This is a genomic window from Enterobacter sp. DNB-S2 (genome assembly GCF_019443845.1).
Taxonomy (GTDB): domain Bacteria; phylum Pseudomonadota; class Gammaproteobacteria; order Enterobacterales; family Enterobacteriaceae; genus Enterobacter; species Enterobacter asburiae_B.
Genome location: NZ_CP050520.1, coordinates 3518398 through 3539495, shown reverse-complemented (window position 1 = coordinate 3539495; position 21098 = coordinate 3518398). Strand labels below are relative to the sequence as shown.

Genomic DNA, 21098 nt, shown 5'->3' with positions numbered 1-21098 from the left:
CGTGAAAGGCTATTAATTGTTTATGCCCGGTTCGCTTGTCGTTAATTATTGTTACAAAAATTTGAGATCTGTTTTTTTGCAGGAAAAGCCTGCAAGTTTTTTGTAACTTTTTGAATACAGATGCTTAAAAAAAGCTGCAAAAGCGCGGAATGCATGGTCTCTCTTTCCACGGACTGTACAGCCTAATTTCCAAAAACGAGAGCAAAATCGAATAGCCGGTTTTTTAACGTTTTAATCTTGCGAGGAAAACCGTTAATATAAACCAAATTATCACTCAGTAGCGTTATCCCTATTCTGGAGACATTTCCTTTGATCAACGTCCTTCTTGTTGATGACCACGAACTGGTGCGCGCAGGGATACGACGCATTCTTGAAGATATTAAAGGTATTAAGGTTGCCGGTGAGGCGTGCTGCGGCGAAGATGCGGTAAAATGGTGCCGCACAAACTCGGCCGATGTGGTACTGATGGATATGAACATGCCCGGTATCGGTGGTCTTGAAGCAACACGCAAAATCGCGCGTACCTTTGTTGATACCAAAGTCATCATGCTGACCGTGCATACCGAAAACCCACTGCCCGCGAAAGTGATGCAGGCGGGCGCAGCGGGCTACCTGAGTAAAGGTGCTGCGCCGCAGGAAGTCGTCAATGCAATCCGTTCCGTGTTTGCCGGACAGCGCTACATAGCGTCCGACATTGCCCAGCAGATGGCGCTGAGTCAGATCGAGCCCGAAAAAACCGAATCACCGTTTGCCAGTTTGTCCGAGCGTGAATTGCAGATTATGCTGATGATCACCAAAGGTCAGAAGGTGAATGAGATCTCGGAACAGCTGAATCTCAGCCCGAAAACGGTGAACAGCTATCGTTACCGGATGTTCAGTAAACTGAACATTCATGGTGACGTCGAACTGACGCACCTGGCCATCCGGCACGGTTTGTGTAATGCGGAGACGTTGTTAAGTCAGTGAGTGATGTGTTCGATTCAAAAGCATTTCTGAAAACCGTAACCAGCCAGCCTGGCGTCTATCGCATGTATGACGCTGGCGGTACGGTTATCTACGTGGGGAAGGCAAAAGATCTTAAAAAACGCCTCTCCAGCTATTTTCGCAGTAACCTGGCCTCCCGTAAGACCGAAGCGCTGGTCTCACTCATTCAGAATATTGATGTCACCGTCACGCACACCGAGACAGAAGCGCTGCTGCTTGAGCACAACTATATAAAGCTCTACCAGCCGCGCTATAACGTTCTGTTGCGTGATGATAAGTCCTACCCGTTTATTTTTCTGAGCGGCGATACCCATCCGCGCCTCGCGATGCACCGCGGTGCAAAACACGCCAAGGGCGATTACTTCGGGCCGTTCCCTAACGGCTATGCCGTGCGTGAAACGCTGGCGCTGCTGCAAAAAATCTTCCCTATCCGCCAGTGTGAAAACAGCGTTTACCGTAACCGCTCGCGCCCGTGCCTGCAGTACCAGATTGGACGCTGCCTGGGGCCCTGCGTGGAAGGGCTGGTAAGTGAAGAAGAGTATGCCCAGCAGGTGGATTATGTGCGCCTGTTCTTAGCTGGAAAAGACGATCAGGTCTTAACGCAGCTGATCGCGCGCATGGAAAAAGCCAGTGCCGCACTCGAGTTCGAAGAGGCCGCGCGTATCCGCGACCAAATCCAGGCGGTGCGCAGAGTCACTGAGAAACAGTTTGTCTCGAATACCGGTGACGATCTCGACGTCATCGGCGTAGCCTTTGACGCCGGGATGGCCTGCGTGCACGTGCTGTTTATTCGCCAGGGCAAAGTGCTCGGCAGCCGCAGCTATTTCCCGAAAGTGCCCGGCGGTACTGAACTGGGTGAAGTGGTGGAAACCTTTGTAGGCCAGTTCTACCTGCAGGGGAGCCAGATGCGCACGCTGCCTTCTGAGATTCTGCTCGATTTTAATCTTGACGATAAAACCCTGCTGGCCGATTCGCTCTCTGAACTGGCGGGCCGTCGGGTGAATGTACAAACTAAACCGCGCGGCGATCGCGCGCGTTATCTGAAGCTGGCGCGAACCAACGCGGCGACGGCACTCACCACTAAGCTGTCGCAGCAGTCGACGGTCAACCAGCGTTTAACGGCCCTGGCGACGCTGCTGAAGCTTCCGGAAGTGAAACGGATGGAGTGTTTCGACATCAGTCACACAATGGGAGAACAGACGGTGGCCTCCTGCGTGGTTTTTGATGCGAATGGCCCACTGCGCGCCGAGTATCGCCGCTACAACATCACCGGGATCACGCCGGGCGATGACTATGCGGCCATGAATCAGGTGCTGCGTCGTCGCTATGGTAAAGCCATAGAAGAGAGCAAAATTCCGGATGTGATCCTGATTGACGGCGGGAAAGGGCAGCTCGGCCAGGCGAAAGCGGTATTTGAATCGCTTGATGTCAGCTGGGATAAAAACCATCCGCTGCTGCTGGGGGTCGCAAAAGGGGCCGATCGTAAGGCCGGTCTGGAGACATTGTTCTTCGAGCCGGAAGGCGAGGGCTTCAGCCTGCCGCCGGACTCCCCGGCGCTGCACGTCATCCAGCATATTCGCGATGAATCACACGATCATGCCATCAGCGGTCACCGCAAAAAACGGGCGAAGGTGAAAAATACCAGTAGCCTGGAAACGATCGAAGGCGTGGGGCCAAAACGTCGCCAGATGCTGCTGAAATATATGGGCGGATTGCAAGGATTACTCAACGCCAGCATGGAGGAAATTGCAAAAGTGCCGGGTATTTCGCAAGGGCTGGCAGAAAAGATCTACTACTCGTTGAAACATTGAGGGCTCTGTAGCAACATAGAGCTAAATTTTACTGACAACAAACAGTTACCGTCATTATGCAATTTAATATCCCTACGTTGCTCACTCTCTTCCGTGTCGTACTCATCCCGTTCTTTGTACTGGCATTTTACCTGCCGGTCGTCTGGGCACCTTTCGCCTGCGCATTGATCTTCCTTATCGCAGCGGTCACCGACTGGTTTGATGGCTATCTGGCGCGCCGCTGGAATCAAAGCACCCGTTTCGGTGCCTTCCTCGATCCGGTGGCAGACAAAGTGATGGTCGCTATCGCCATGGTGCTGGTAGCCGAGCACTATCATACCTGGTGGGTGACGCTGCCCGCGGCAACCATGATCGGCCGCGAGATCATTATCTCTGCGCTGCGCGAGTGGATGGCGGAACTGGGGAAACGCAGCAGCGTGGCGGTCTCGTGGATTGGTAAAGTCAAAACGACGGCGCAGATGGCGGCGCTGGTCTGGATGCTCTGGCGTCCGAACGCCTGGGTTGAATGGGCGGGAATTGGTCTGCTGTGGGTGGCGGCAGTGCTGACGCTGTGGTCCATGCTGCAATATTTGAACGCTGCGCGCGGGGATTTGCTTGATCAGTGATCGTTTCGCCGTAATTTTCAGCAAACGATCCAGGGATGCAAAAAATAACGTTGACTCATAACGTCATATCAGTAGAATGCAACGCATCGAACGGCGGCACAGCAAGCCGGACGATAATGAAATCAAGTGGTTAGATGTTTACTTGATGACATGCGGGAATAGCTCAGTTGGTAGAGCACGACCTTGCCAAGGTCGGGGTCGCGAGTTCGAGTCTCGTTTCCCGCTCCAGATTAAAGACATGCGCAGTAGCGGGTGTCAGTTTGAAAAGTTTTACGGCGCGTTAGCAAAGCGGTTATGTAGCGGATTGCAAATCCGTCTAGTCCGGTTCGACTCCGGAACGCGCCTCCACTTTCTTCCCTGGCCGGATGGTGGAATCGGTAGACACAAGGGATTTAAAATCCCTCGGCGTTCGCGCTGTGTGGGTTCAAGTCCCACTCCGGCTACCATGGGAAACAAAGAATAATCAAAGCAATAAGCAGTGTCGTATAAACCACCGAAAGGTGGTTTTTTTATTTTCTGATTTCGCTCTCCGATTATTATTCCAGCTTTTCGCAAGTACAGCCAGGCGATTACATCGTCGCGTCTACATATCTTTATGTTACCCCGATACTGCAACGCGATTGGCGTGTGGAATAAGGGTATTATATAAGCATATCAGGTATGGATAAGTGGCATGATGTTGGCGACAGGATGGATCGGGGGAATGGAATGGGAGGGCAACCCTCCCGATTCGTTATTTTGCGAATAAACAATCTCGTCCAGAAGGAGCACCCATTACTCGGATCATTTTTTTACAAATAACAGTGACCTGCTGTCCTTTTTTCATTGCTGCAGCAGTAGCCTTTTCTGAGTTTTCCATCTCCATTCGTGCAGGCATGAACTGGTTGTCTGTTTGTAAGCCGATGATAATTGAGTCTGTAAAATCTTTATCAATGGACTGAACAACCCCCCTGACTGCGACGAGCTTACCTTTCATGTTTTCATCGGTTGCAACTTCATTTTCTTCATAAGCTTTAAAAAGCTGCCTTGCGGAGGTTGTAAACACTTCTTTTTGCGGTACTGACTCTTGCGTATCCGCAACTGATGCAGAAGACGAAGTCGCGCCTGCTTCAGATTTGTCGTTTTTACCGACGATATATCCCAGAACCATCAAAGCAATAAAGATATAGAAAATCCATTTAATAAATTTCTTCATGTAATCACCTGTTAGCTAATAGTTTTGCTGTGTAAGTAATGTGAGGTTTTCACCTTATTACTTTATCGCATAAGGACGCTTATTGCCTATAAAAAGGATTTACGCGAGTAAATTATTTTATCCTTTTTCAAGGAAAGCATTGTTGTGATATCCCAAAAAGGGGAGCTGAAGACTGCTGACAAAGTATCTTTTTGCGTTCCTCCCGCTGGAGCTACGCTTGCTCGGGCCTACAATAAATAGTGCGATTTATTGATATAGTTTTGGCTTAGAGGAGAAGAAGCGCAGCGACACACGTCATGAAAGGCAGCTGAATCGCCGATGTTAAACAGTATAAAGGTGATTCGATGGCGCATGAACATCGTGTAGTCAAACCCCGCCCAAATACGCCTTCCTCACCTCCTGATTTCCCAGCAGCTCCTCGCCGCTGCCGCTCAGCCGGATCTGCCCGTTAACCATCACATACCCGCGGTCGGAAAGCTTCAGCGCGTGATGCGCATTCTGCTCCACCAGAAAGATGGTCATGCCGTTGCGGGCCAGCTCGCGCAGCGTCTGGAAGATCTGTTTCACCACAATCGGCGCCAGACCGAGGCTCGGTTCATCCAGCAGCAGCAGCTTCGGACGGCTCATCAGCGCCCGGGCGATCGCCAGCATCTGCTGCTCTCCGCCGGACATGGTCATCGCGCGCTGCTTGCGTCGCTCCTTGAGGCGAGGGAAGAGGTCGAACATGGTTTGCATATCCTCAGCGGCAAACTGGCTGCCGATGGGGATGGTCCCCATCAGCAGGTTCTCTTCAACGGTCATATCCGGGAAAATTCGTCTGCCTTCCGGCGCCTGCGCAATGCCGCCGGACGCGACGTAGTGGGTGGATTTATGGCTGATATCTTCACCGCCGAAAAGGATCTGTCCGCTGCGAATGCGGGGCTGGCCAAAGATGGACATCAGCAATGTCGATTTACCCGCGCCGTTTGCGCCAATCAGCGCCACGGTTTCACCTTTATTGACTTCGAGGGAAACCTGTTTAAGCGCCTGAATGGCGCCATAAAACACATCCACCTCGCGAAATGCCAGCAGCGGTTCGCTCATAGGTTGACCTCGCTTTCATCCGTACCCAGGTAGGCGGCAATGACCTTTTCATCATGCTGGATCTGCTCGGGTTTTCCCCTGGCAATAACATCCCCGTGGTCGAGCACGATAATGTCGTCCGAAATCTCCATCACCATCCCCATATCATGCTCAATCAGTAATACCGTGATGTCATGATGATCCCGCAGAAAACGAATAATGCTGCTGAGCTTATGCGTTTCAACCGGGTTAAGCCCGGCGGCGGGTTCATCCAGACAGATCATTTCCGGGCCGGTGCACATTGCTCGCGCAATTTCCAGACGCCGCTGCTGGCCGTACGACATCTCTCCCGCCAGACGATTGGCGCACTCCACCAGATCCACCACTTCCAGCCAGTAGAAGGCCCTGTCCAGGGCGTCGCTTTCCGCGCGCCGGTATGCCGGCGTATTTAAGATCCCGGCGAGCAGATTGCGGTTAACGCGCATATGCTGCGCAACCAGCAGGTTTTCCACGACCGACATCTCGCGAAAAAGACGGATATTTTGAAACGTGCGCGCCAGCCCTGCGCGGTTGACCAGATGCGTTCCGCCGAACATTTTGTAGAAAAGACGCTGCCCGAACTGCGCGGGGTTAATCCAGTCTCCCGGCTGGAATTTTTGTCCGAGCACCTGAATAACGTTGGTCGTTTTATGGCGGGTATTAAATAAAATGTTGCCTCCGGAGGCCCTGTAGAAGCCCGTCAGGCAGTTAAACACGGTTGTTTTTCCCGCCCCGTTTGGCCCAATCAGGGCGGTAATTGAGCCACGCTGTACGTCCAGGTTGACGTCGTTTAGCGCCTTAATCCCGCCGAAGTGCATCATAAGATGTTCAACGCGTAATATCGTTCCGTTCATGGTGCGACACCCTTACGCACGGCGAACCCGCTGCGGTTAATGCGGATCAAACCGCGCGGACGCCAGATCATCATCACCACCATGAGCATGCCAAACAGCAGGACGCGGTACTCGGCAAAACTGCGCAGCAGTTCCGGCGTTACGGTGAGCACAAAAGCGGCCAGCACTACGCCAAGCGTCGAGCCCATCCCGCCCAGCACCACGATGGCGAGGATCAGCGCCGATTCAAAGAAGGTAAAGGAGGTCGGGTTCACGAACCCCTGATAGGTGGCGAAGAACACCCCGGCAATGCCCGCGGTCGATGCGCCCAGCGTAAAGGCCGACAGCTTAACCAGAACATGATTTAACCCCATTGAGCGGCACGCTATTTCGTCTTCACGCAGGGCTTCCCACGCCCGACCAATCGGCATCCGCGTCAGGCGGTGCTTGATATAGAGCACCAGCATCACCACCAGGAACAGCACCGCGTAGATAAAAATAAACTTCATGTTCGGGTTGTAGGTCAGGTGGAAAAACTCGTGGAAGGGCACGCCGCCTTCTTTCGCGCGTCGTCCAAATTCCAGACCGAAAAAGGTGTGGGGAGGGGCCGAGACGCCGTTTGGTCCGCCGGTGAAGGTCAGCCAGTTGTTCAGTATCAGGCGAATGATCTCCCCGAACCCGAGTGTGACGATGGCCAGATAGTCACCGTGCATGCGCAGTACCGGGAAACCGAGCAGGGCGCCTGCGGCGGCGGCCATAATTGCCGCCAGCGGCAGCATGCTCCAGAAGCCTAAGCCGAGATACTGGTATCCCAGCGCCAGACCGTACGCACCAATTGCGTAGAACGCGACATATCCCAGATCCAGCAGACCGGCCAGACCCACGACGATATTCAGCCCCAGACCGAGAAGCACGTAGATCAGCCCGAGAATGGCGACGGTCAGCACATATTTCGTGGCGACAAACGGAAAGCAAATCGCAAGGGTAATCACCAGAGGAATAATCCAGCGCATGCGGCTTTTGTATTCCGGTGGCCGGACATATACGCCCGCGCTATCGGCTTCGAAGCGTGACTGGAAACGGGCGCCCGCGGCGGTACCTAAAAAGGCGCTCAACAGAAAACGCCCGAGCATGACGATGCCGACCATCCAGGCCAGCCGCTGCCCGGCGAAGTTAAAGCTGTAACCGTCCAGCACCACGCCCGCAATGGGGCCGAAAATAATCAGCGCAATCAGCCCGGAAAAAATCGCGTCCAGAATGCAGCGTTTAAGTGAAAAACCGTGTGATGTCATCATTCTCTCCCTCACACTTTGGCCACAAACGGGCGCCCAAGCAGCCCCTGGGGACGGAAAATCAGGATCATGACCAGCAGGCCGAACGAAAAGACATCTTTATAGTCTGAGTTCACCATGCCCGAGAACTGGGCTTCCGCCACGCCCAGGATAAGGCCACCGAGCATGGCGCCGGGGAGGGAGCCGATGCCGCCGAGTACCGCCGCAGTAAAGGCTTTAATGCCGATCACGAACCCGACGTAGAAATCAAAGGTGCCGTAATTCATGGTGATCAACACCCCCGCCAGACCGGCCATCGCCGCGCCGATGACAAAGACCAGCGAAATAATCCGGTCGGTGTTAATGCCCAGAATGGAGGCCATCTTACGATCCTGCTGTACCGCGCGGCACATCCGGCCCAGCCGGGTATGGTTGATAATCCTGGTGAGCACCAGCATGCCGGCAAACGAGGCAACCAGAATAAACACTTTGGTGTAGGTTATCTGTACGAACCCGTCGCCCAGATGCAGGCGAATCACGCCGTCCAGCATGGTCGGCACCCCTTGCTGGCGCGGACCCTGGCTCAGCTGCGCGTAGTTTTGCAGAATAAGAGACATCCCAATGGCGGAGATCAGCGGCGCCAGGCGCGTCGAGTTGCGCAGCGGCTTGTAGGCGATACGCTCGATGGTCCAGCCGTACACCCCGGTTACCACGATGGTGAACACCAGCGTCCCGAGGATCAGCAGCGGGAACGACTGCAGACCGAAGAACGAGAGCAGCGCCAGGCCGATGGCGCAGAGATAGGCGGAAATCATATACACTTCGCCGTGGGCGAAATTGATCATCCCGATAATGCCGTACACCATGGTGTAGCCGATGGCGATTAAACCGTAGACGGAGCCCAGCGTTAAGCCATTGATTAACTGTTGCAGGAAGAATGTACTCATCTTAGCGCGCTCGTTTTATAGGCTGCGCGATGCGCGCAGCCTGATGTTTATTACGCGCCGACGGGCAGGCCCGCCGACGTTGAGCGTGACTCCGTCCCGTTACTGCACTTCCTTATATTTGCCTTTGTCGTCCCACTGGTACACCACGTAGTCAGACACTTTCAGATCGCCCTTGCTATCCCAGGCTTTTTTGCCCATCACCGTGTCGACGGAATTGGCTTTCAGCCACTCGCTGGCTTTGGCGGAGTCCTTGCCGCCGGTGGCCTTGAAGGCTGCGGCAATAGCCTGTACGGAGGCATAGGAGTAAAGGGTGTAACCTTCCGGCTCGAATTTACCGGCGCGGAATTTCTCGATAACCGCTTTACCGTCCGGGATAAGGCGCGGATCTTTACCAAAGGTCATGTAAATGCCGTTGGTATATTGCGGGCCACCCGCGGCGGTCACCATCTCTTCGTTGACAATACAGTCGCCGGAGAAGAATTTCGCCTGCACGCCCTGTTCGCGCATCTGGCGAACCAGCGGACCGGCTTCCGGGTGACAGCCACCGAAGAACACGACGTCCGGTTTTTGCGCGCCGATCTTGGTCACCAGCGCGTTAAAGTCTTTCTCACCGCGAGATAACCCCTCATACATCACATCCTGAACCCCGCGTTTCGCCAGCGCCGCTTTGGTGGCGTCAGCCAGACCCTGACCATAGGTGTCTTTATCGTGAATAATCACCACGCGCTTGGCTTTCAGCTTGTCGATGATGAAGTCGCTGGCAACCTGACCCTGCTGATCGTCGCGTCCGCACATGCGGAACATGTCGCTCATGCCGCGTTCGGTGATCAACGGGTTAGTTGAGCCGGGGGTAATCGCAATAATGCCCGCATCGCTATACACCTCGGAGGCGGGCATTGTGGAAGAGGAGCAGAAATGGCCGACCACGGCGTTGACTTTATCCTGGTCAACTAAACGGTTGGCGACGGCCACGGCCTGCTTGGGCTCGCAGGCATCATCCCCCTGAACCAGTTTGATCTTCTCGCCGTTAATGCCGCCTGCGGCATTAATGTCTTCAGCGGCCTGCGTTGCGCCGTGCCAGTACTGATCGCCATAGGTGGCATTCGGACCCGTGAACGGCCCGGCCACGCCAATCACAATATCTGCCCGGGCGGAAAACGCCGTCACCAGGCAACCGGCCAACACAAGAGAAAGAGGAGTTCTGATTAATTTCAGCGACATTATTATGTTCCTTAGCAAAGAGGTTTTTGCACCACGGCGTAAACCCGAACGCCCGACGGCGCAGCCAATCCGAAACACGAGCAAGAACAAAATGCACTAAACGAACAAGATACAGACGGCATCCTGCATATTACGGCGAGATTTCCCTGCGCAGAGGCGCGCGAAGAACGTTAAGCAAAAACGTTGCCAGAATGGTTAACCCATTGACGGGCATGCGACATGTTTGAGTATAGAGCGCCGCGTTATGCCGCCTTGCGGGAGGAGAAGAAATTACAGCGGAGATCACATATCGTTAACAATAAAGCCCATAAGTTGTGCAAAGGTCACGATTTGCACGTTTTTGCAGCAATAAAGACCTAAACTTCAGCCCGGAGAGGCGTGAGTTATGTGTTAGGATCGTTTCCTTTTGCAGGAGTGTCAGCGATGACTGAAGGCCCATTGAATGAAAGCGAAATGGCGTGGCTTGAAGAGACGTTAATGTCTTACGGTCATGATGACGCGTCCGTGATTGACGTGTCCGAACTGGACGGCATGCTTACCGCAGTGCTTTCCGGTCCTGTTGTCGTTGAGCCAGATGCCTGGCTGGTGGCGGTGTGGGGTGGCGAGAAGTACATTCCGCGCTGGAAAAACGATCGTGAGATGAACCGTTTCATCGATCTCTGCTTTAAGCATATGAACGATATTGCAGAGCGCCTGAGCGAGTACCCGGATCAGTTTGAACCGATGTTCGGTTATAACGACGTCGACGGTGAGAGCTATACCGTGGTGGAAGAGTGGTGCTATGGCTATATGCGCGGCGTGGCGCTGACGGACTGGTCAGCCCTGCCGGAAGCCCTGAAGGCCGATCTTGACGTGATTGCCCTGCACGGGACGGAAGAGAACAGCGAAAAGCTGGATGAACTGTCCGAAGAGGAGTATATCGCCAGCATCGAAAGCATCCAGCCTGCGGCACTGCGTTTATATCAATACTGGGTTAACAACCCGCAGCAGCCGGAAGTGAAGAAGCCGACGGTGAACGGCACGAAGGTCGGGCGTAACGATCCGTGTCCTTGCGGCAGCGGGAAGAAGTTTAAGAGCTGCTGTTTGCACTAATAAAAAAGGGGCTGATGATAGCCCCTTTTTTATTTAACCCACTTCCGGCAGCATCCCGGCTGCAATCAATACCTGCACCAGAATAATCACCACCCCACAGCCAAACACAACGCACAGCAGCGGTTTTCCTCCCGCCACGCGATATCCCTGCTGAGGATGCTGCTGGCGGCTCTTCCACGCCAGCAGGGAAGGGAGCAGCAGGGCCAGGATTGAGAGCGCCACCCCTGCGTAGCCCAGCGCCATCACAAACCCGCGTGGGTAAAACAGCGCAAAAGCGAGCGGCGGCAGGAAGGTGATGGCACCCGTCTGCAACCGTCCGGCCGCGGTATTGCGACGCTGGAACAGGTCGGCCAGATAATCAAACAGGCCGAGCGCCACGCCCAGGAACGAGGTTGCCAGCGCCAGGTCGGCAAACAGGTGTACCGCCAGCTCCACGTGCGGGGAGGTGACGACCTCGCGCAGCGCCAGCAAAAAACCGTTCAGGCCAGCATGTTGCGCCATCAGCCCAATAAAGGTTGAAGAGTCAATGCTGCCCAGCGTCACCAGCTGCCAGAAGATATAGGCGATCAGCGGGATCGCGCTGCCGATAACAAAGACGCGGCGCAGCTTGCGGATATCACCGTTCATATAGCTGACGATGCTCGGCACGCTGCCGTGGAAGCCAAACGAGGTGAAAATGACCGGGATCGCGGAGAGCGCCAGCCCTTTTTCCAGCGGCAGCGTCAGCAGGTTGACCTTGTGCACGTGCGGCGCCAGCAGCACCAGCATGACGATCAGGAAGAGAATTTTGGCGCTGAACAGAAAGCGGTTAAACAGATCGACCAGCGATGTCCCCACGCAGACCACGCCGCCGCCGATGAGCGCAAAGAAGATAGCCCCCGTCGCTGGGGTGATGTCAGAGCCAAACCAGTCGTTGACGCTGGAGGCGATGAGTTCCCCGGCGCCGCTGATATAGGCGGCGGTCAGGGCGTACATCAGGAACATCATGCTAAAGCCGGTTATCCACTGGCCGTAGCGTCCCAGATAGCGCGCCGCAAGCGAACCCAGACCGGTGTCGGCGGGCACGTGCTGGTAAACCTCAAGCAGCAGCAGGGCGGTGTAGCACATCAGCGCCCAGAGCGTACCCAGCAGCAGCAGGGTCATGCCAAATCCTACGCCCGCGGCTGCCAGGGGCATTGCCAGCATTCCTGCGCCAATCGTCGTTCCGGCGACGATAAAAATACTTCCCAGGGTTCTGTTTCTCACGCTTTCCTCTACAACGATGCTTAACCGCGACAAAATCTGCGGCGCAGAGTAAGGGAAAAGCCGTAACTCGTCAAATCACCGTTACAAGTAGTGTAATGAATTATTTACGAACTACTGGAGCTCTGACCCTTTTTAGGCGCAGGCCTACTTCATAAGGGCAATGTTGCCAGGAGACATTCCGGCGTAACGTAAACAATAAATATAAATTATCAAATTAAGTGAGGGTTTTATGGCTGGGGCGAATCCATTCACCGCGGCATGGAGCCGGGGAGGCAACCTGTTGTGCCATGGCCACTGGATAATCAGCTGGCAGAACCAGCCCCTGATACTTCCCGAGTCCCGCCGTGAAAAGGATATGGGCACCTGGGCAATCTATTCGGTTATCGATCCTGAAGACGAAACCTTTGCGCAAGGCTTACAGGAAGATGAATGGATCGTTGAGAATGTCGACTGGTTAACGGATATGTTCTTCGAGGTGGGTATTCCGCTGGAGACGTCCAGCTACCGCTATTTTTACCAGGCGGTGAATCCTCATGACTGGCGCTGCACCAGCTGCGCCGGGTGTATGTAAATTAACGCGGTGCCGGAAACCAGCACCGCGCTAAAATTAATTCTGCGTATCGAGAGTGGAAAGTTCTTTATCAATAAAGTAAAGACCTTCGCCGGATTTACCCACCAGAGATAATTTATCCAGCACGGATTTAAACAGCTTCTCTTCTTCGTGTTGCTCAGCGACGTACCACTGCAGGAAATTAAAGGTTGGGTAATCCTGGCTGGTCATTGCGGCATGAACCAGTTCGTTAATTTTCTGCGTGATCAGCTGCTCGTGCTCGTAGGTGGCGCGGAACAGTTCATCGAGAGAATTATACTCAGCGAAAGGTGATGTCACGGTTTCAATGCGCGGCAGGCTGCCCGTATCCGTAAGATAATCAAACAGACGCTGCATGTGGGTCATCTCTTCCTGAGCGTGACGACGCAGAAACGCGGCCGCACCTTCGAAGCTGTGGTAGCTGCACCAGGCGCTCATCTGCTGGTAGAGCAGGGATGAAAAAAGCTCAAGGTTCATTTGTGCGTTGAGCTTGTCGATCATTTCAGTTTTCAGCATGGTGACGCTCCGGATTATTATTTCTGGTTCACAATGAGCGACACTATAATTTGTTATTTAATTATTTGCAAAACGTAAAATTTTTATTTTATTTATTTAAAATACGAATGGGAATAAAACGCATTGGCGATTTTTATAATTTATTAATGAGAATTGTTTTTGTTCGTAATGAAATATACTGCCAGCAAGCGCTGGCAGCGTTGATTAATACCAGGGATTATTTGACTTAGGGTTAACGGCGTAACCCATACATTTATACTGGATAGTCACGCTCTCGTTCAGGCACAAAGAGCCGCTCGTCAGGGTACAGGTTTTGATGGGCTGACCATAGGCTGAAGCGGTGGCATACCCCATGCTCTGACACGCTTTTGCCGCCGTGCCGTTATTCACATACTCATCGGAATACGCATTTTGCAGCGCTGCCTGGCCGTAATCGAGGCGGACGATGCCGTTCGGCGCGTCGAGGCTGCTGACTTCAGCCTGGCGGTTGATACTACACCCCGCGAGCAGCAGGATTGTGCCGGCTACAATGACTCTTTTCATGGTTCGCTCTGAGTGGATGGAAATACCTTATCGTACCCGCAGATGCCCGCTGCAATGCCTGGAATAGCCGGACAATCTGCCCTCACTCTTCGCAACGGGTCAGAGTGGAGTGCTATCAGGCCAATCCCTTATAAAAATGTGATGAGTATCACAAAATGATTGATTTTTGTGATAATGGTCATATTATAAGCACGTTGACAATAAAGTTGTATAACAAGTTAATGGAGCATCATCGTGAAACTGCGCAAAATCCTGAAAAGCATGTGGGCCAATTACTGCCGCACGTTCAAAGACGTGCCGCCAGGCGCCATGTTCTGATAAAAAAAACCTGCTTCGGCGGGTTTTTTTGTACCTGCAGGCGACGAAGGGAAGATGTCAGGGGGTGTGTTTTGCTACTATGGCGGCCTTTAAATAAGGAGAATACCCATGTCACAAAACCTGAGCGCCGATCAGGAACTGGTCTCTGACGTTGTCGCCTGTCAGCTGGTTATCAAACAAATCCTTGATGTTCTGGACGTGATTGCGCCGGTTGAAGTGCGCGAGAAGATGTCTACGCAGCTGAAAAACATCGATTTCGCCAGCCATCCTGCTGCCGCTGACCCGGTTACGCTTCGTGCGATCCAGAAAGCTATCGCGCTGATTGAGCTGCGATTCACGCCGCAGGGTGAGTCCCACTAAAGCAGGGGTAGGGGCGACGGCACGTGTCGCCCTTTGAAGCGGTTAAAAGAACGTCTGGACCAGCAGGTAGCTCGCCGCGCACGCGCAGCTTACCCCAATCAGCCCTGGCAGAATAAAGCTGTGGTTGATGATGAATTTGCCGATGCGGGTGGTGCCTGAGCGGTCAAAGCCGATGCAGGCCAAATCACTGGGATAGGTCGGGAGGACAAAATAGCCGTAGGACGCCGGGAAAAAGGCGATCAGCATTTTCGGGTCGATGCCGAGCATGAGGCCCATAGGCGCAACGGCCGTCAGCGCAGCCGCCTGGCTGTTCACCAGTTTTGATACCAGAAACAGCACAATGGCATACGTCCACGGGTGGCTTTTCACAACGCCTTCCAGCGCCAGCTTTAACTCGTCGAGATGCGCCTGGAAAAAGGTATCGCTCATCCACGCCACGCCGAACACCGAGAAGATCGCGACCATACCGGCCTTAAACACCGCGCCGTTGGAAATGGCCGACGCATTAACCTTACAGGCCATCAGCATCACGGCGCCCGCAATTAACATCATCATCTGAATGACAAGGTTCATCGACAGCGCCGTCATTTTGCCTTTCACTTCAAAGGCGGGGCGCAGTTCCGGAAATGCCCCCAGCAAAACGACCACGGCAATACCGGCAAAGAAAATCCACGTGGACCAGTAGGCCTGTTTAGGGAAACGCTGATTCATTAACGTCTCCGTACCGCCGTAGATAAACTCGCGCTGCTTAGGATCTTTTAGCTTTTCCTGAAACTCTATGTCGTCAGCCAAATCTTTCCCACGGCGTAAACTCCACAGGGCCGCAATGGCTACGCCGAAGAGCGAAGCGGGAACCGACACGGCGAGAATTTCCAGGATCCCCCACGCGTGGCCGATCCCATGCTGGGCTGCCAGGATAGACACCAGCGACACAACGGCAACGGAAACGGGGGAAGCCGTGATCGCCATCTGTGATGCCACCGACGCCACGGCCATGGGGCGCTCGGGGCGGATCCCTTTTTTCAGGGCGATATCCGCGATGATGGGGAACATGGTGTAGACCACATGCCCGGTGCCGCACAGAAAGGTCAGCATCCAGGTGGTGAAAGGGGCGAGCAGGGTGATGTGCTGCGGGTGTTTGCGCAGCAGGCGTTCAGCAAACTGCATCATGACGTTGAGGCCGCCCGCAGTCTGCAGGGTAGCCGCACAGCCAATCACCGCAAGGATGGTCAGCATAACGTCAACCGGCGGTTTACCCGGTTGCAGACCAAAGACAAAACATAAAATAAAAAGACCAATACCGCTGATTAACCCAAGCCCCATACCGCCGAAACGCGTACCCGTCAGCAGGCAGAGGAGAATGACAACAAACTCAATGGTGATCATGATGCTCCCTCGTCAATGATTATGTAACTAAATAAATCATCACACGTTGTGTGGTTAATCATTGGGAGCCAGATCTGATTTGTTAAATTTCAGCAAAAGCAGAAGGTTGGAGATGGGAGGGGGGCCTGCTCCCCGGGACGGAAGCAGGCCAAAACTCAGTGGTGCTGGACCGCCACAATGTCGAGCAGATGACGGTCGGTTTGCTCAGGACATAAACCCGCCTGCTGCGCATTATGGATCTCATCCGCCAGCGTCTTCAGCAGCATGCCATCCTGCTGCTGCTCTTTGTCCATATCGCGTAAGAATTTGAGCGTCGTAATATCCTGCTGCGCTTTGGCTTCATCGGCAAGTTTGCTGAGCGTGCTGCAGCGTTGCTCGTACTCTTCAAGCGTTTTCTGAAACAGTTCTTCCAGGCAGGAGTAGTTTTCGTTGATCCCATCAAGGGCTTTAACGACAGGATTTGCCCCTGCGGCTTTCAGGAAGTTAAAGACACGCATCATGTGAGTGACGTTACTTTGCGCCTGAGAGCGAAAGAATGTGGCAGACCCCGTGAGGCTATTCTCGGCACACCACGCACTTAAGTGAAGGTGCAGATTCGAGGCGTAGAACTCAAGGTTCATCTGCGCATTAAGTTTTTGCATCATCGTTTGGGTAGCCATACTCATATCCTTATTGACTGTGGGACGTGATGTCCATTGCGTAACCTGAGCGCCAGGCAAATACGAAGAGAAGAGCAGAAATAGACATTCTGCCGTGACCGAATTCGACCGAAATTCACTTCCTGTGTTCGATATAAATAAGCATACCCTTGTATTGGGTCTAAGAAAACTCTTAATCAGACTATATTTACCATACATTACAAAGTTTAATATAGTACAGAAATACAATTAGCTCGCCATGAATTGAATGTGACTTAATGGCCTAATAATTAACGGTTTTTATCTTGAGGACACACTGTTACTCTTTCGAAAATATTAAGTTGGAATATTACTCCGGGAAAAGGAAAAATACGGATTAATCATTTCGAATATATGATGTGTCAATAAAATTGCGCTAAATCAAATTCTGCGGAATAACGTTTTTTCAGGTGCGTTGTACATTCGTGATGAAAAACATGTTGAACCCCTTAACGCCAGGTGCCGTTTTGCCCGCTGAGAGGCATCAGGGATATCTTGGCTAATCTTATGGATAATTCTGCTTAACCCTCTTCTATTTGTCTGACAAATTCTGCCTTTTTTATGTCATTTTTCGCTGAATTTATGTACGCAATTACTGTAATTCTGCGGTGTGATGGGGCTCTCTTATGGATGATTAATTTCCCGCTAAAACTATCACCAGCAATAACGCTTATGACGAGGTAAGCGCTAATGCCTTGTTTTAAGTCCGATTAAATAAGAAGCACGCACTTATTCCCTACAGAAAAGAATGCTAAAGCTGGAGTTTACCATGCACAAATTTACTAAAGCGCTGGCGGCCATCGGTCTGGCTGCCGTTATGTCACAATCCGCTATCGCTGAGAATTTAAAACTCGGTTTTTTGGTAAAACAGCCCGAAGAGCCCTGGTTCCAGACTGAGTGGAAATTCGCAGATAAAGCCGGGAAAGATTTAGGTTTTGAAGTCATTAAAATCGCCGTGCCTGACGGCGAAAAAACCCTGAACGCCATCGACAGCCTGGCGGCCAGCGGTGCAAAAGGTTTCGTTATCTGTACTCCGGATCCAAAGCTGGGGTCGGCAATAGCGGCGAAAGCGCGCGGTTACGATATGAAGGTCATCGCGGTTGACGATCAGTTCGTTAACGCCAAAGGCAAGCCGATGGACACCGTCCCGCTGGTCATGATGGCGGCGACCAAAATCGGCGAACGCCAGGGCCAGGAACTCTATAAAGAGATGCAAAAGCGCGGCTGGGATGTCAAAGAGACCGCGGTAATGGCAATCACCGCTGACGAGCTGGACACCGCCCGTCGTCGTACTACCGGCTCAATGGATGCGCTGAAAGCGGCTGGCTTCCCGGAAAAACAGATCTATAAAGTCCCAACCAAATCCAACGATATCCCGGGCGCTTTCGACGCCGCGAACTCTATGCTGGTCCAGCATCCGGAGGTCAAACACTGGCTGGTGGTCGGCATGAACGACAACACCGTGCTGGGCGGGGTGCGCGCGACGGAAGGCCAGGGCTTCAAAGCGCCTGACGTTATCGGGATTGGCATCAACGGCGTTGACGCCGTCAGCGAGCTGTCCAAAGCGCAGGCTACCGGCTTCTACGGTTCTCTTCTGCCGAGCCCGGACGTTCACGGCTACAAATCCAGTGAGATGCTCTACAACTGGGTAACCAAAGGGGCCGAACCGCCGAAATTTACCGAAGTGACCGACGTGGTGCTGATTACCCGCGACAACTTCAAAGAGGAGCTGGCGAAAAAAGGGCTGGGCGGTAAGTAATACGCTGTGATTGTGCCCCTCATGCATCGTGAGGGGCCAGACGTACACACTACAGGAATCACGGAGACGTTATGCGACTGTCTGATCCGTATCTCTCTTTTCGCGGCATCGGGAAAACTTTCCCCGGTGTTAACGCGCTGACCGATATCAGCTTCGACTGCTATGCCGGCCAGGTTCACGCCCTGATGGGGGAAAACGGCGCGGGGAAATCCACGCTGTTGAAGATCCTCAGCGGCAACTACGCGCCTACGACCGGCACGCTGGCCATTCGCGGCGAAGAGGTGGCGTTTGCCGATACCACGGCGGCGCTCAATGCCGGGGTGGCGATCATCTATCAGGAGCTGCACCTCATTCCTGAGATGACCGTGGCGGAAAACATCTATTTAGGACAGCTCCCGCACAAAGGCGGCGTGGTAAATCGTTCGCTACTTAATTATGAAGCGGGGCTGCAGCTTAAACACCTGGGTCTGGATGTCGATCCCCAGACGCCGCTGAAATATCTCTCCATCGGCCAGTGGCAGATGGTTGAAATTGCCAAGGCGCTGGCGCGTAACGCCAGAATTATCGCCTTCGATGAGCCCACCAGTTCGCTCTCTGCGCGTGAAATTGAAAATCTGTTCCGCGTGATCCGCGAATTGCGTCAGGAAGGCCGTACGATTTTGTATGTCTCGCACCGCATGGAAGAGATATTTGCCCTGAGCGACGCCATCACCGTCTTTAAAGACGGGCGCTATGTGCGCACCTTTACCGACATGCAGCAGGTTAACCATGACCAGCTTGTTCAGGCGATGGTTGGACGCGAGCTGGGTGATATTTATCACTGGCAGCCGCGTCAGTACGGCCCTGAACGTCTGCGTCTGGACAGCGTCAAAGCGCCGGGCGTGCGCACGCCGATTTCGTTATCCGTTCGCAGCGGCGAAATAGTCGGCCTGTTTGGTCTGGTGGGGGCGGGGCGCAGTGAATTAATGAAAGGCCTGTTCGGCGGTACCCGTATTACCGATGGGCAAGTTTCTATTGATGGTGAACGGGTCGATATCCAGAAACCGGCCCACGCAATCAGGGCGGGCATGATGCTCTGCCCGGAAGACCGTAAAGCCGAGGGGATTATTCCGGTGCATTCGGTACGCGACAACATCAATATTTCCGCTCGCCGCAAGTTTATTCGCGCAGGCTGCCTGATAAACGATGGCTGGGAGTCGAGCAACGCCGACCACCATATTCGCTCGCTGAATATTAAAACGCCGGGTCCGGAACAGCTGATCATGAATCTGTCAGGCGGAAACCAGCAGAAGGCGATTTTAGGCCGCTGGCTGTCGGAAGATATGAAGGTCATTTTGCTGGATGAGCCGACGCGCGGTATCGATGTGGGGGCAAAACACGAGATTTATAACGTGATCTATGAGCTGGCAAAACGCGGCGTGGCGGTGCTCTTCGCCTCCAGCGATCTGCCGGAGGTGCTTGGCGTGGCCGACCGCATTGTGGTGATGCGTGAAGGCGAAATTGCCGGTGAATTGCTTCATGAACAGGCGAATGAACAACAGGCGTTGAACCTCGCCATGCCTAAAGTCAGCCAGGCTGTCGCCTGAGTAAGGAGTTAATGATGTCCTCTGTTACTACATCCGGAGCGCCGAAGTCGAAGTCGGCGCTGAGTTTTGGACGTATCTGGGATCAGTACGGCATGCTGGTGGTCTTTGCCGCGCTGTTCCTCGCCTGCGCGATCTTTGTTCCTAACTTTGCCACCTTCATTAATATGAAGGGGCTGGGGCTGGCCATTTCCATGTCCGGGATGGTGGCCTGCGGGATGCTGTTCTGCCTGGCCTCCGGCGATTTTGACCTGTCGGTGGCGTCGGTGATTGCCTGTGCGGGCGTCACGACGGCAGTGGTAATTAACATGACGGAGAGCCTGTGGATTGGCGTTCTCGCCGGTCTGCTACTCGGCGTCATCAGCGGTCTGGTGAACGGTTTTGTTATCGCACGCCTGAAGATTAACGCCCTGATCACCACGCTTGCGACGATGCAAATTGTCCGCGGGCTGGCCTATATCATCTCCGACGGTAAAGCGGTGGGGATTGAAGACGAGCGCTTCTTTACGCTGGGTTACGCCAACTGGCTGGGGCTGCCTGCGCCAATCTGGCTGACCGTGGCCTGCCTGATCCTGTTCGGCTTCCTGCTCAACCGGACCACCTTTGGCCGCAATACCCTGGCGATTGGCGGTAACGAAGAGGCCGCCCGTCTGGCCGGGGTACCGGTGGTGCGAACCAAGATTATTATCTTCGTGCTCTCAGGGCTGGTTTCTGCCGCCGCGGGGATTATCCTGGCTTCGCGTATGACCAGCGGCCAGCCGATGACCTCTATTGGCTACGAGCTGATCGTCATTTCGGCCTGCGTTTTAGGGGGCGTTTCCCTCAAGGGCGGCATCGGAAAAATCTCATATGTGGTGGCCGGTATCCTGATTTTAGGGACGGTGGAGAACGCCATGAACCTGCTGAACATTTCGCCGTTTTCGCAGTACGTGGTTCGTGGTCTGATCCTGCTGGCAGCGGTGATTTTCGACCGTTACAAGCAAAAAGCGAAGCGTACCCTGTAACCCTTTTTCCCGTCTTTTATTGCTCAACTTATAACCATAGTTGACCCCTTAACCGCCC

At 53.5% G+C, this 21098-nt stretch carries 21 protein-coding genes and 3 tRNA genes; 13 read left to right on the top strand and 11 right to left on the bottom strand.

Annotated features, from left to right (window positions below):
* The first annotated feature begins 309 nt into the window (after positions 1 to 309).
* The 6 genes from uvrY (at position 310) to HB664_RS16965 (ending at position 3846) form a co-directional block, all read left to right on the top strand.
* Positions 310 to 966 (top strand): UvrY/SirA/GacA family response regulator transcription factor, encoded by a 657-nt coding sequence (uvrY, locus tag HB664_RS16990; RefSeq protein ID WP_013096026.1) that lies wholly within the window; start codon positions 310 to 312, stop codon positions 964 to 966.
* Positions 963 to 2795: an excinuclease ABC subunit UvrC gene (gene uvrC, locus HB664_RS16985; protein WP_219939870.1), complete on the top strand. Its 1833-nt coding sequence runs from the start codon at positions 963 to 965 to the stop codon at positions 2793 to 2795. The genes uvrY and uvrC overlap by 4 nt, the downstream gene beginning before the upstream one ends.
* A 56-nt stretch (positions 2796 to 2851) precedes the next feature.
* Positions 2852 to 3400, top strand: coding sequence for a CDP-diacylglycerol--glycerol-3-phosphate 3-phosphatidyltransferase (gene pgsA / locus HB664_RS16980; protein WP_028019572.1), 549 nt, complete (start codon positions 2852 to 2854; stop codon positions 3398 to 3400).
* A 152-nt stretch (positions 3401 to 3552) separates the two neighbouring features.
* A tRNA-Gly gene (locus HB664_RS16975) sits at positions 3553 to 3628 on the top strand.
* Positions 3629 to 3674: 46 nt separating this feature from the next.
* A tRNA-Cys gene (locus HB664_RS16970) sits at positions 3675 to 3748 on the top strand.
* A gap of 11 nt (positions 3749 to 3759) precedes the next feature.
* Positions 3760 to 3846 (top strand) — tRNA-Leu (locus HB664_RS16965).
* Between the two features lie 287 nt (positions 3847 to 4133).
* Here the strand turns inward: HB664_RS16965 and HB664_RS16960 are convergent.
* From HB664_RS16960 to HB664_RS16935, 6 genes are all read right to left on the bottom strand, one after another.
* On the bottom strand, positions 4134 to 4595 hold the full coding sequence (locus tag HB664_RS16960; protein ID WP_219939869.1) for an OB-fold putative lipoprotein: 462 nt from the start codon (positions 4593 to 4595) through the stop codon (positions 4134 to 4136).
* A 366-nt stretch (positions 4596 to 4961) separates the two neighbouring features.
* Complete coding sequence (locus HB664_RS16955) at positions 4962 to 5678, bottom strand: ABC transporter ATP-binding protein (RefSeq protein WP_094935629.1); 717 nt, start codon at positions 5676 to 5678, stop codon at positions 4962 to 4964.
* A complete protein-coding gene (locus HB664_RS16950) occupies positions 5675 to 6550 on the bottom strand; it encodes an ATP-binding cassette domain-containing protein (protein ID WP_039263773.1) in 876 nt (291 codons plus the stop codon). The genes HB664_RS16955 and HB664_RS16950 overlap by 4 nt, the downstream gene beginning before the upstream one ends.
* Positions 6547 to 7821, bottom strand: a complete 1275-nt coding sequence (livM, locus tag HB664_RS16945) for a high-affinity branched-chain amino acid ABC transporter permease LivM (protein ID WP_219940842.1) — start codon at positions 7819 to 7821, stop codon at positions 6547 to 6549. The genes HB664_RS16950 and livM overlap by 4 nt, the downstream gene beginning before the upstream one ends.
* 11 nt (positions 7822 to 7832) lie before the next feature.
* Positions 7833 to 8747 (bottom strand): branched-chain amino acid ABC transporter permease LivH, encoded by a 915-nt coding sequence (locus tag HB664_RS16940; protein ID WP_219939868.1) that lies wholly within the window; start codon positions 8745 to 8747, stop codon positions 7833 to 7835.
* Between the two features lie 99 nt (positions 8748 to 8846).
* Positions 8847 to 9968 carry a branched-chain amino acid ABC transporter substrate-binding protein gene (locus HB664_RS16935; RefSeq protein WP_033145885.1) on the bottom strand — a complete coding sequence of 374 codons (1122 nt, stop codon included), beginning with the start codon at positions 9966 to 9968 and terminating at the stop codon, positions 8847 to 8849.
* 423 nt (positions 9969 to 10391) lie between these two features.
* Here HB664_RS16935 and HB664_RS16930 point away from each other — a divergent pair, with 423 nt between their 5' ends.
* On the top strand, positions 10392 to 11060 hold the full coding sequence (locus tag HB664_RS16930; RefSeq protein WP_029741940.1) for a YecA family protein: 669 nt from the start codon (positions 10392 to 10394) through the stop codon (positions 11058 to 11060).
* A gap of 33 nt (positions 11061 to 11093) precedes the next feature.
* Here HB664_RS16930 and tyrP read toward each other — a convergent pair whose 3' ends face one another.
* A complete protein-coding gene (gene tyrP, locus HB664_RS16925) occupies positions 11094 to 12305 on the bottom strand; it encodes a tyrosine transporter TyrP (RefSeq protein WP_048979950.1) in 1212 nt (403 codons plus the stop codon).
* Positions 12306 to 12534: 229 nt separating this feature from the next.
* Here tyrP and HB664_RS16920 point away from each other — a divergent pair, with 229 nt between their 5' ends.
* A complete protein-coding gene (locus HB664_RS16920) occupies positions 12535 to 12876 on the top strand; it encodes a hypothetical protein (RefSeq protein WP_033145882.1) in 342 nt (113 codons plus the stop codon).
* 36 nt (positions 12877 to 12912) lie between these two features.
* Here HB664_RS16920 and ftnA read toward each other — a convergent pair whose 3' ends face one another.
* Both ftnA and yecR read right to left on the bottom strand, forming a co-directional pair.
* A complete protein-coding gene (gene ftnA, locus HB664_RS16915; protein ID WP_023336146.1) occupies positions 12913 to 13410 on the bottom strand; it encodes a non-heme ferritin in 498 nt (165 codons plus the stop codon).
* A gap of 204 nt (positions 13411 to 13614) precedes the next feature.
* Complete coding sequence (gene yecR / locus HB664_RS16910; protein ID WP_023336145.1) at positions 13615 to 13953, bottom strand: YecR family lipoprotein; 339 nt, start codon at positions 13951 to 13953, stop codon at positions 13615 to 13617.
* Positions 13954 to 14187: 234 nt separating this feature from the next.
* On the opposite strand from yecR, the gene azuC reads away from it, so the two are divergent.
* Together azuC and HB664_RS16900 are read left to right on the top strand one after the other, a co-directional pair.
* Entirely contained in the window at positions 14188 to 14271 is an 84-nt protein-coding gene (gene azuC / locus HB664_RS16905) for a stress response protein AzuC (protein WP_014884364.1), read from the top strand.
* A 108-nt stretch (positions 14272 to 14379) separates the two neighbouring features.
* Positions 14380 to 14631 (top strand): DUF2766 family protein, encoded by a 252-nt coding sequence (locus tag HB664_RS16900; protein ID WP_008500405.1) that lies wholly within the window; start codon positions 14380 to 14382, stop codon positions 14629 to 14631.
* Between the two features lie 42 nt (positions 14632 to 14673).
* Here HB664_RS16900 and HB664_RS16895 read toward each other — a convergent pair whose 3' ends face one another.
* Together HB664_RS16895 and HB664_RS16890 are read right to left on the bottom strand one after the other, a co-directional pair.
* Complete coding sequence (locus HB664_RS16895) at positions 14674 to 16017, bottom strand: anaerobic C4-dicarboxylate transporter (protein WP_023312271.1); 1344 nt, start codon at positions 16015 to 16017, stop codon at positions 14674 to 14676.
* A 155-nt stretch (positions 16018 to 16172) separates the two neighbouring features.
* The gene (locus tag HB664_RS16890; protein WP_023312270.1) at positions 16173 to 16676 is read right to left on the bottom strand and encodes a non-heme ferritin-like protein; all 504 of its coding nucleotides are present in this window, start codon (positions 16674 to 16676) and stop codon (positions 16173 to 16175) included.
* A 787-nt stretch (positions 16677 to 17463) separates the two neighbouring features.
* On the opposite strand from HB664_RS16890, the gene araF reads away from it, so the two are divergent.
* From araF to araH, 3 genes are all read left to right on the top strand, one after another.
* Positions 17464 to 18453: an arabinose ABC transporter substrate-binding protein AraF gene (gene araF, locus HB664_RS16885; RefSeq protein WP_003859687.1), complete on the top strand. Its 990-nt coding sequence runs from the start codon at positions 17464 to 17466 to the stop codon at positions 18451 to 18453.
* Positions 18454 to 18524: 71 nt separating this feature from the next.
* The gene (araG, locus tag HB664_RS16880; RefSeq protein ID WP_219939867.1) at positions 18525 to 20039 is read left to right on the top strand and encodes an L-arabinose ABC transporter ATP-binding protein AraG; all 1515 of its coding nucleotides are present in this window, start codon (positions 18525 to 18527) and stop codon (positions 20037 to 20039) included.
* Between the two features lie 14 nt (positions 20040 to 20053).
* Positions 20054 to 21040 (top strand): L-arabinose ABC transporter permease AraH, encoded by a 987-nt coding sequence (gene araH / locus HB664_RS16875; protein ID WP_029742191.1) that lies wholly within the window; start codon positions 20054 to 20056, stop codon positions 21038 to 21040.
* Positions 21041 to 21098: the final 58 nt, after the last annotated feature.

Excerpts from the sequence above, each read along its gene's own strand:
- pgsA (WP_028019572.1), top strand. The coding sequence starts at position 2,852 with ATGCAATTTAATATCCCTACGTTGCTCACTCTCTTCCGTGTCGTACTC.
- HB664_RS16960 (WP_219939869.1), bottom strand. The coding sequence starts at position 4,595 with ATGAAGAAATTTATTAAATGGATTTTCTATATCTTTATTGCTTTGATG.
- HB664_RS16955 (WP_094935629.1), bottom strand. The coding sequence starts at position 5,678 with ATGAGCGAACCGCTGCTGGCATTTCGCGAGGTGGATGTGTTTTATGGC.
- HB664_RS16950 (WP_039263773.1), bottom strand. The coding sequence starts at position 6,550 with ATGAACGGAACGATATTACGCGTTGAACATCTTATGATGCACTTCGGC.
- livM (WP_219940842.1), bottom strand. The coding sequence starts at position 7,821 with ATGACATCACACGGTTTTTCACTTAAACGCTGCATTCTGGACGCGATT.
- HB664_RS16940 (WP_219939868.1), bottom strand. The coding sequence starts at position 8,747 with ATGAGTACATTCTTCCTGCAACAGTTAATCAATGGCTTAACGCTGGGC.
- HB664_RS16935 (WP_033145885.1), bottom strand. The coding sequence starts at position 9,968 with ATGTCGCTGAAATTAATCAGAACTCCTCTTTCTCTTGTGTTGGCCGGT.
- HB664_RS16930 (WP_029741940.1), top strand. The coding sequence starts at position 10,392 with ATGACTGAAGGCCCATTGAATGAAAGCGAAATGGCGTGGCTTGAAGAG.
- HB664_RS16920 (WP_033145882.1), top strand. The coding sequence starts at position 12,535 with ATGGCTGGGGCGAATCCATTCACCGCGGCATGGAGCCGGGGAGGCAAC.
- ftnA (WP_023336146.1), bottom strand. The coding sequence starts at position 13,410 with ATGCTGAAAACTGAAATGATCGACAAGCTCAACGCACAAATGAACCTT.
- yecR (WP_023336145.1), bottom strand. The coding sequence starts at position 13,953 with ATGAAAAGAGTCATTGTAGCCGGCACAATCCTGCTGCTCGCGGGGTGT.
- HB664_RS16900 (WP_008500405.1), top strand. The coding sequence starts at position 14,380 with ATGTCACAAAACCTGAGCGCCGATCAGGAACTGGTCTCTGACGTTGTC.
- HB664_RS16895 (WP_023312271.1), bottom strand. The coding sequence starts at position 16,017 with ATGATCACCATTGAGTTTGTTGTCATTCTCCTCTGCCTGCTGACGGGT.
- HB664_RS16890 (WP_023312270.1), bottom strand. The coding sequence starts at position 16,676 with ATGGCTACCCAAACGATGATGCAAAAACTTAATGCGCAGATGAACCTT.
- araF (WP_003859687.1), top strand. The coding sequence starts at position 17,464 with ATGCACAAATTTACTAAAGCGCTGGCGGCCATCGGTCTGGCTGCCGTT.
- araG (WP_219939867.1), top strand. The coding sequence starts at position 18,525 with ATGCGACTGTCTGATCCGTATCTCTCTTTTCGCGGCATCGGGAAAACT.
- araH (WP_029742191.1), top strand. The coding sequence starts at position 20,054 with ATGTCCTCTGTTACTACATCCGGAGCGCCGAAGTCGAAGTCGGCGCTG.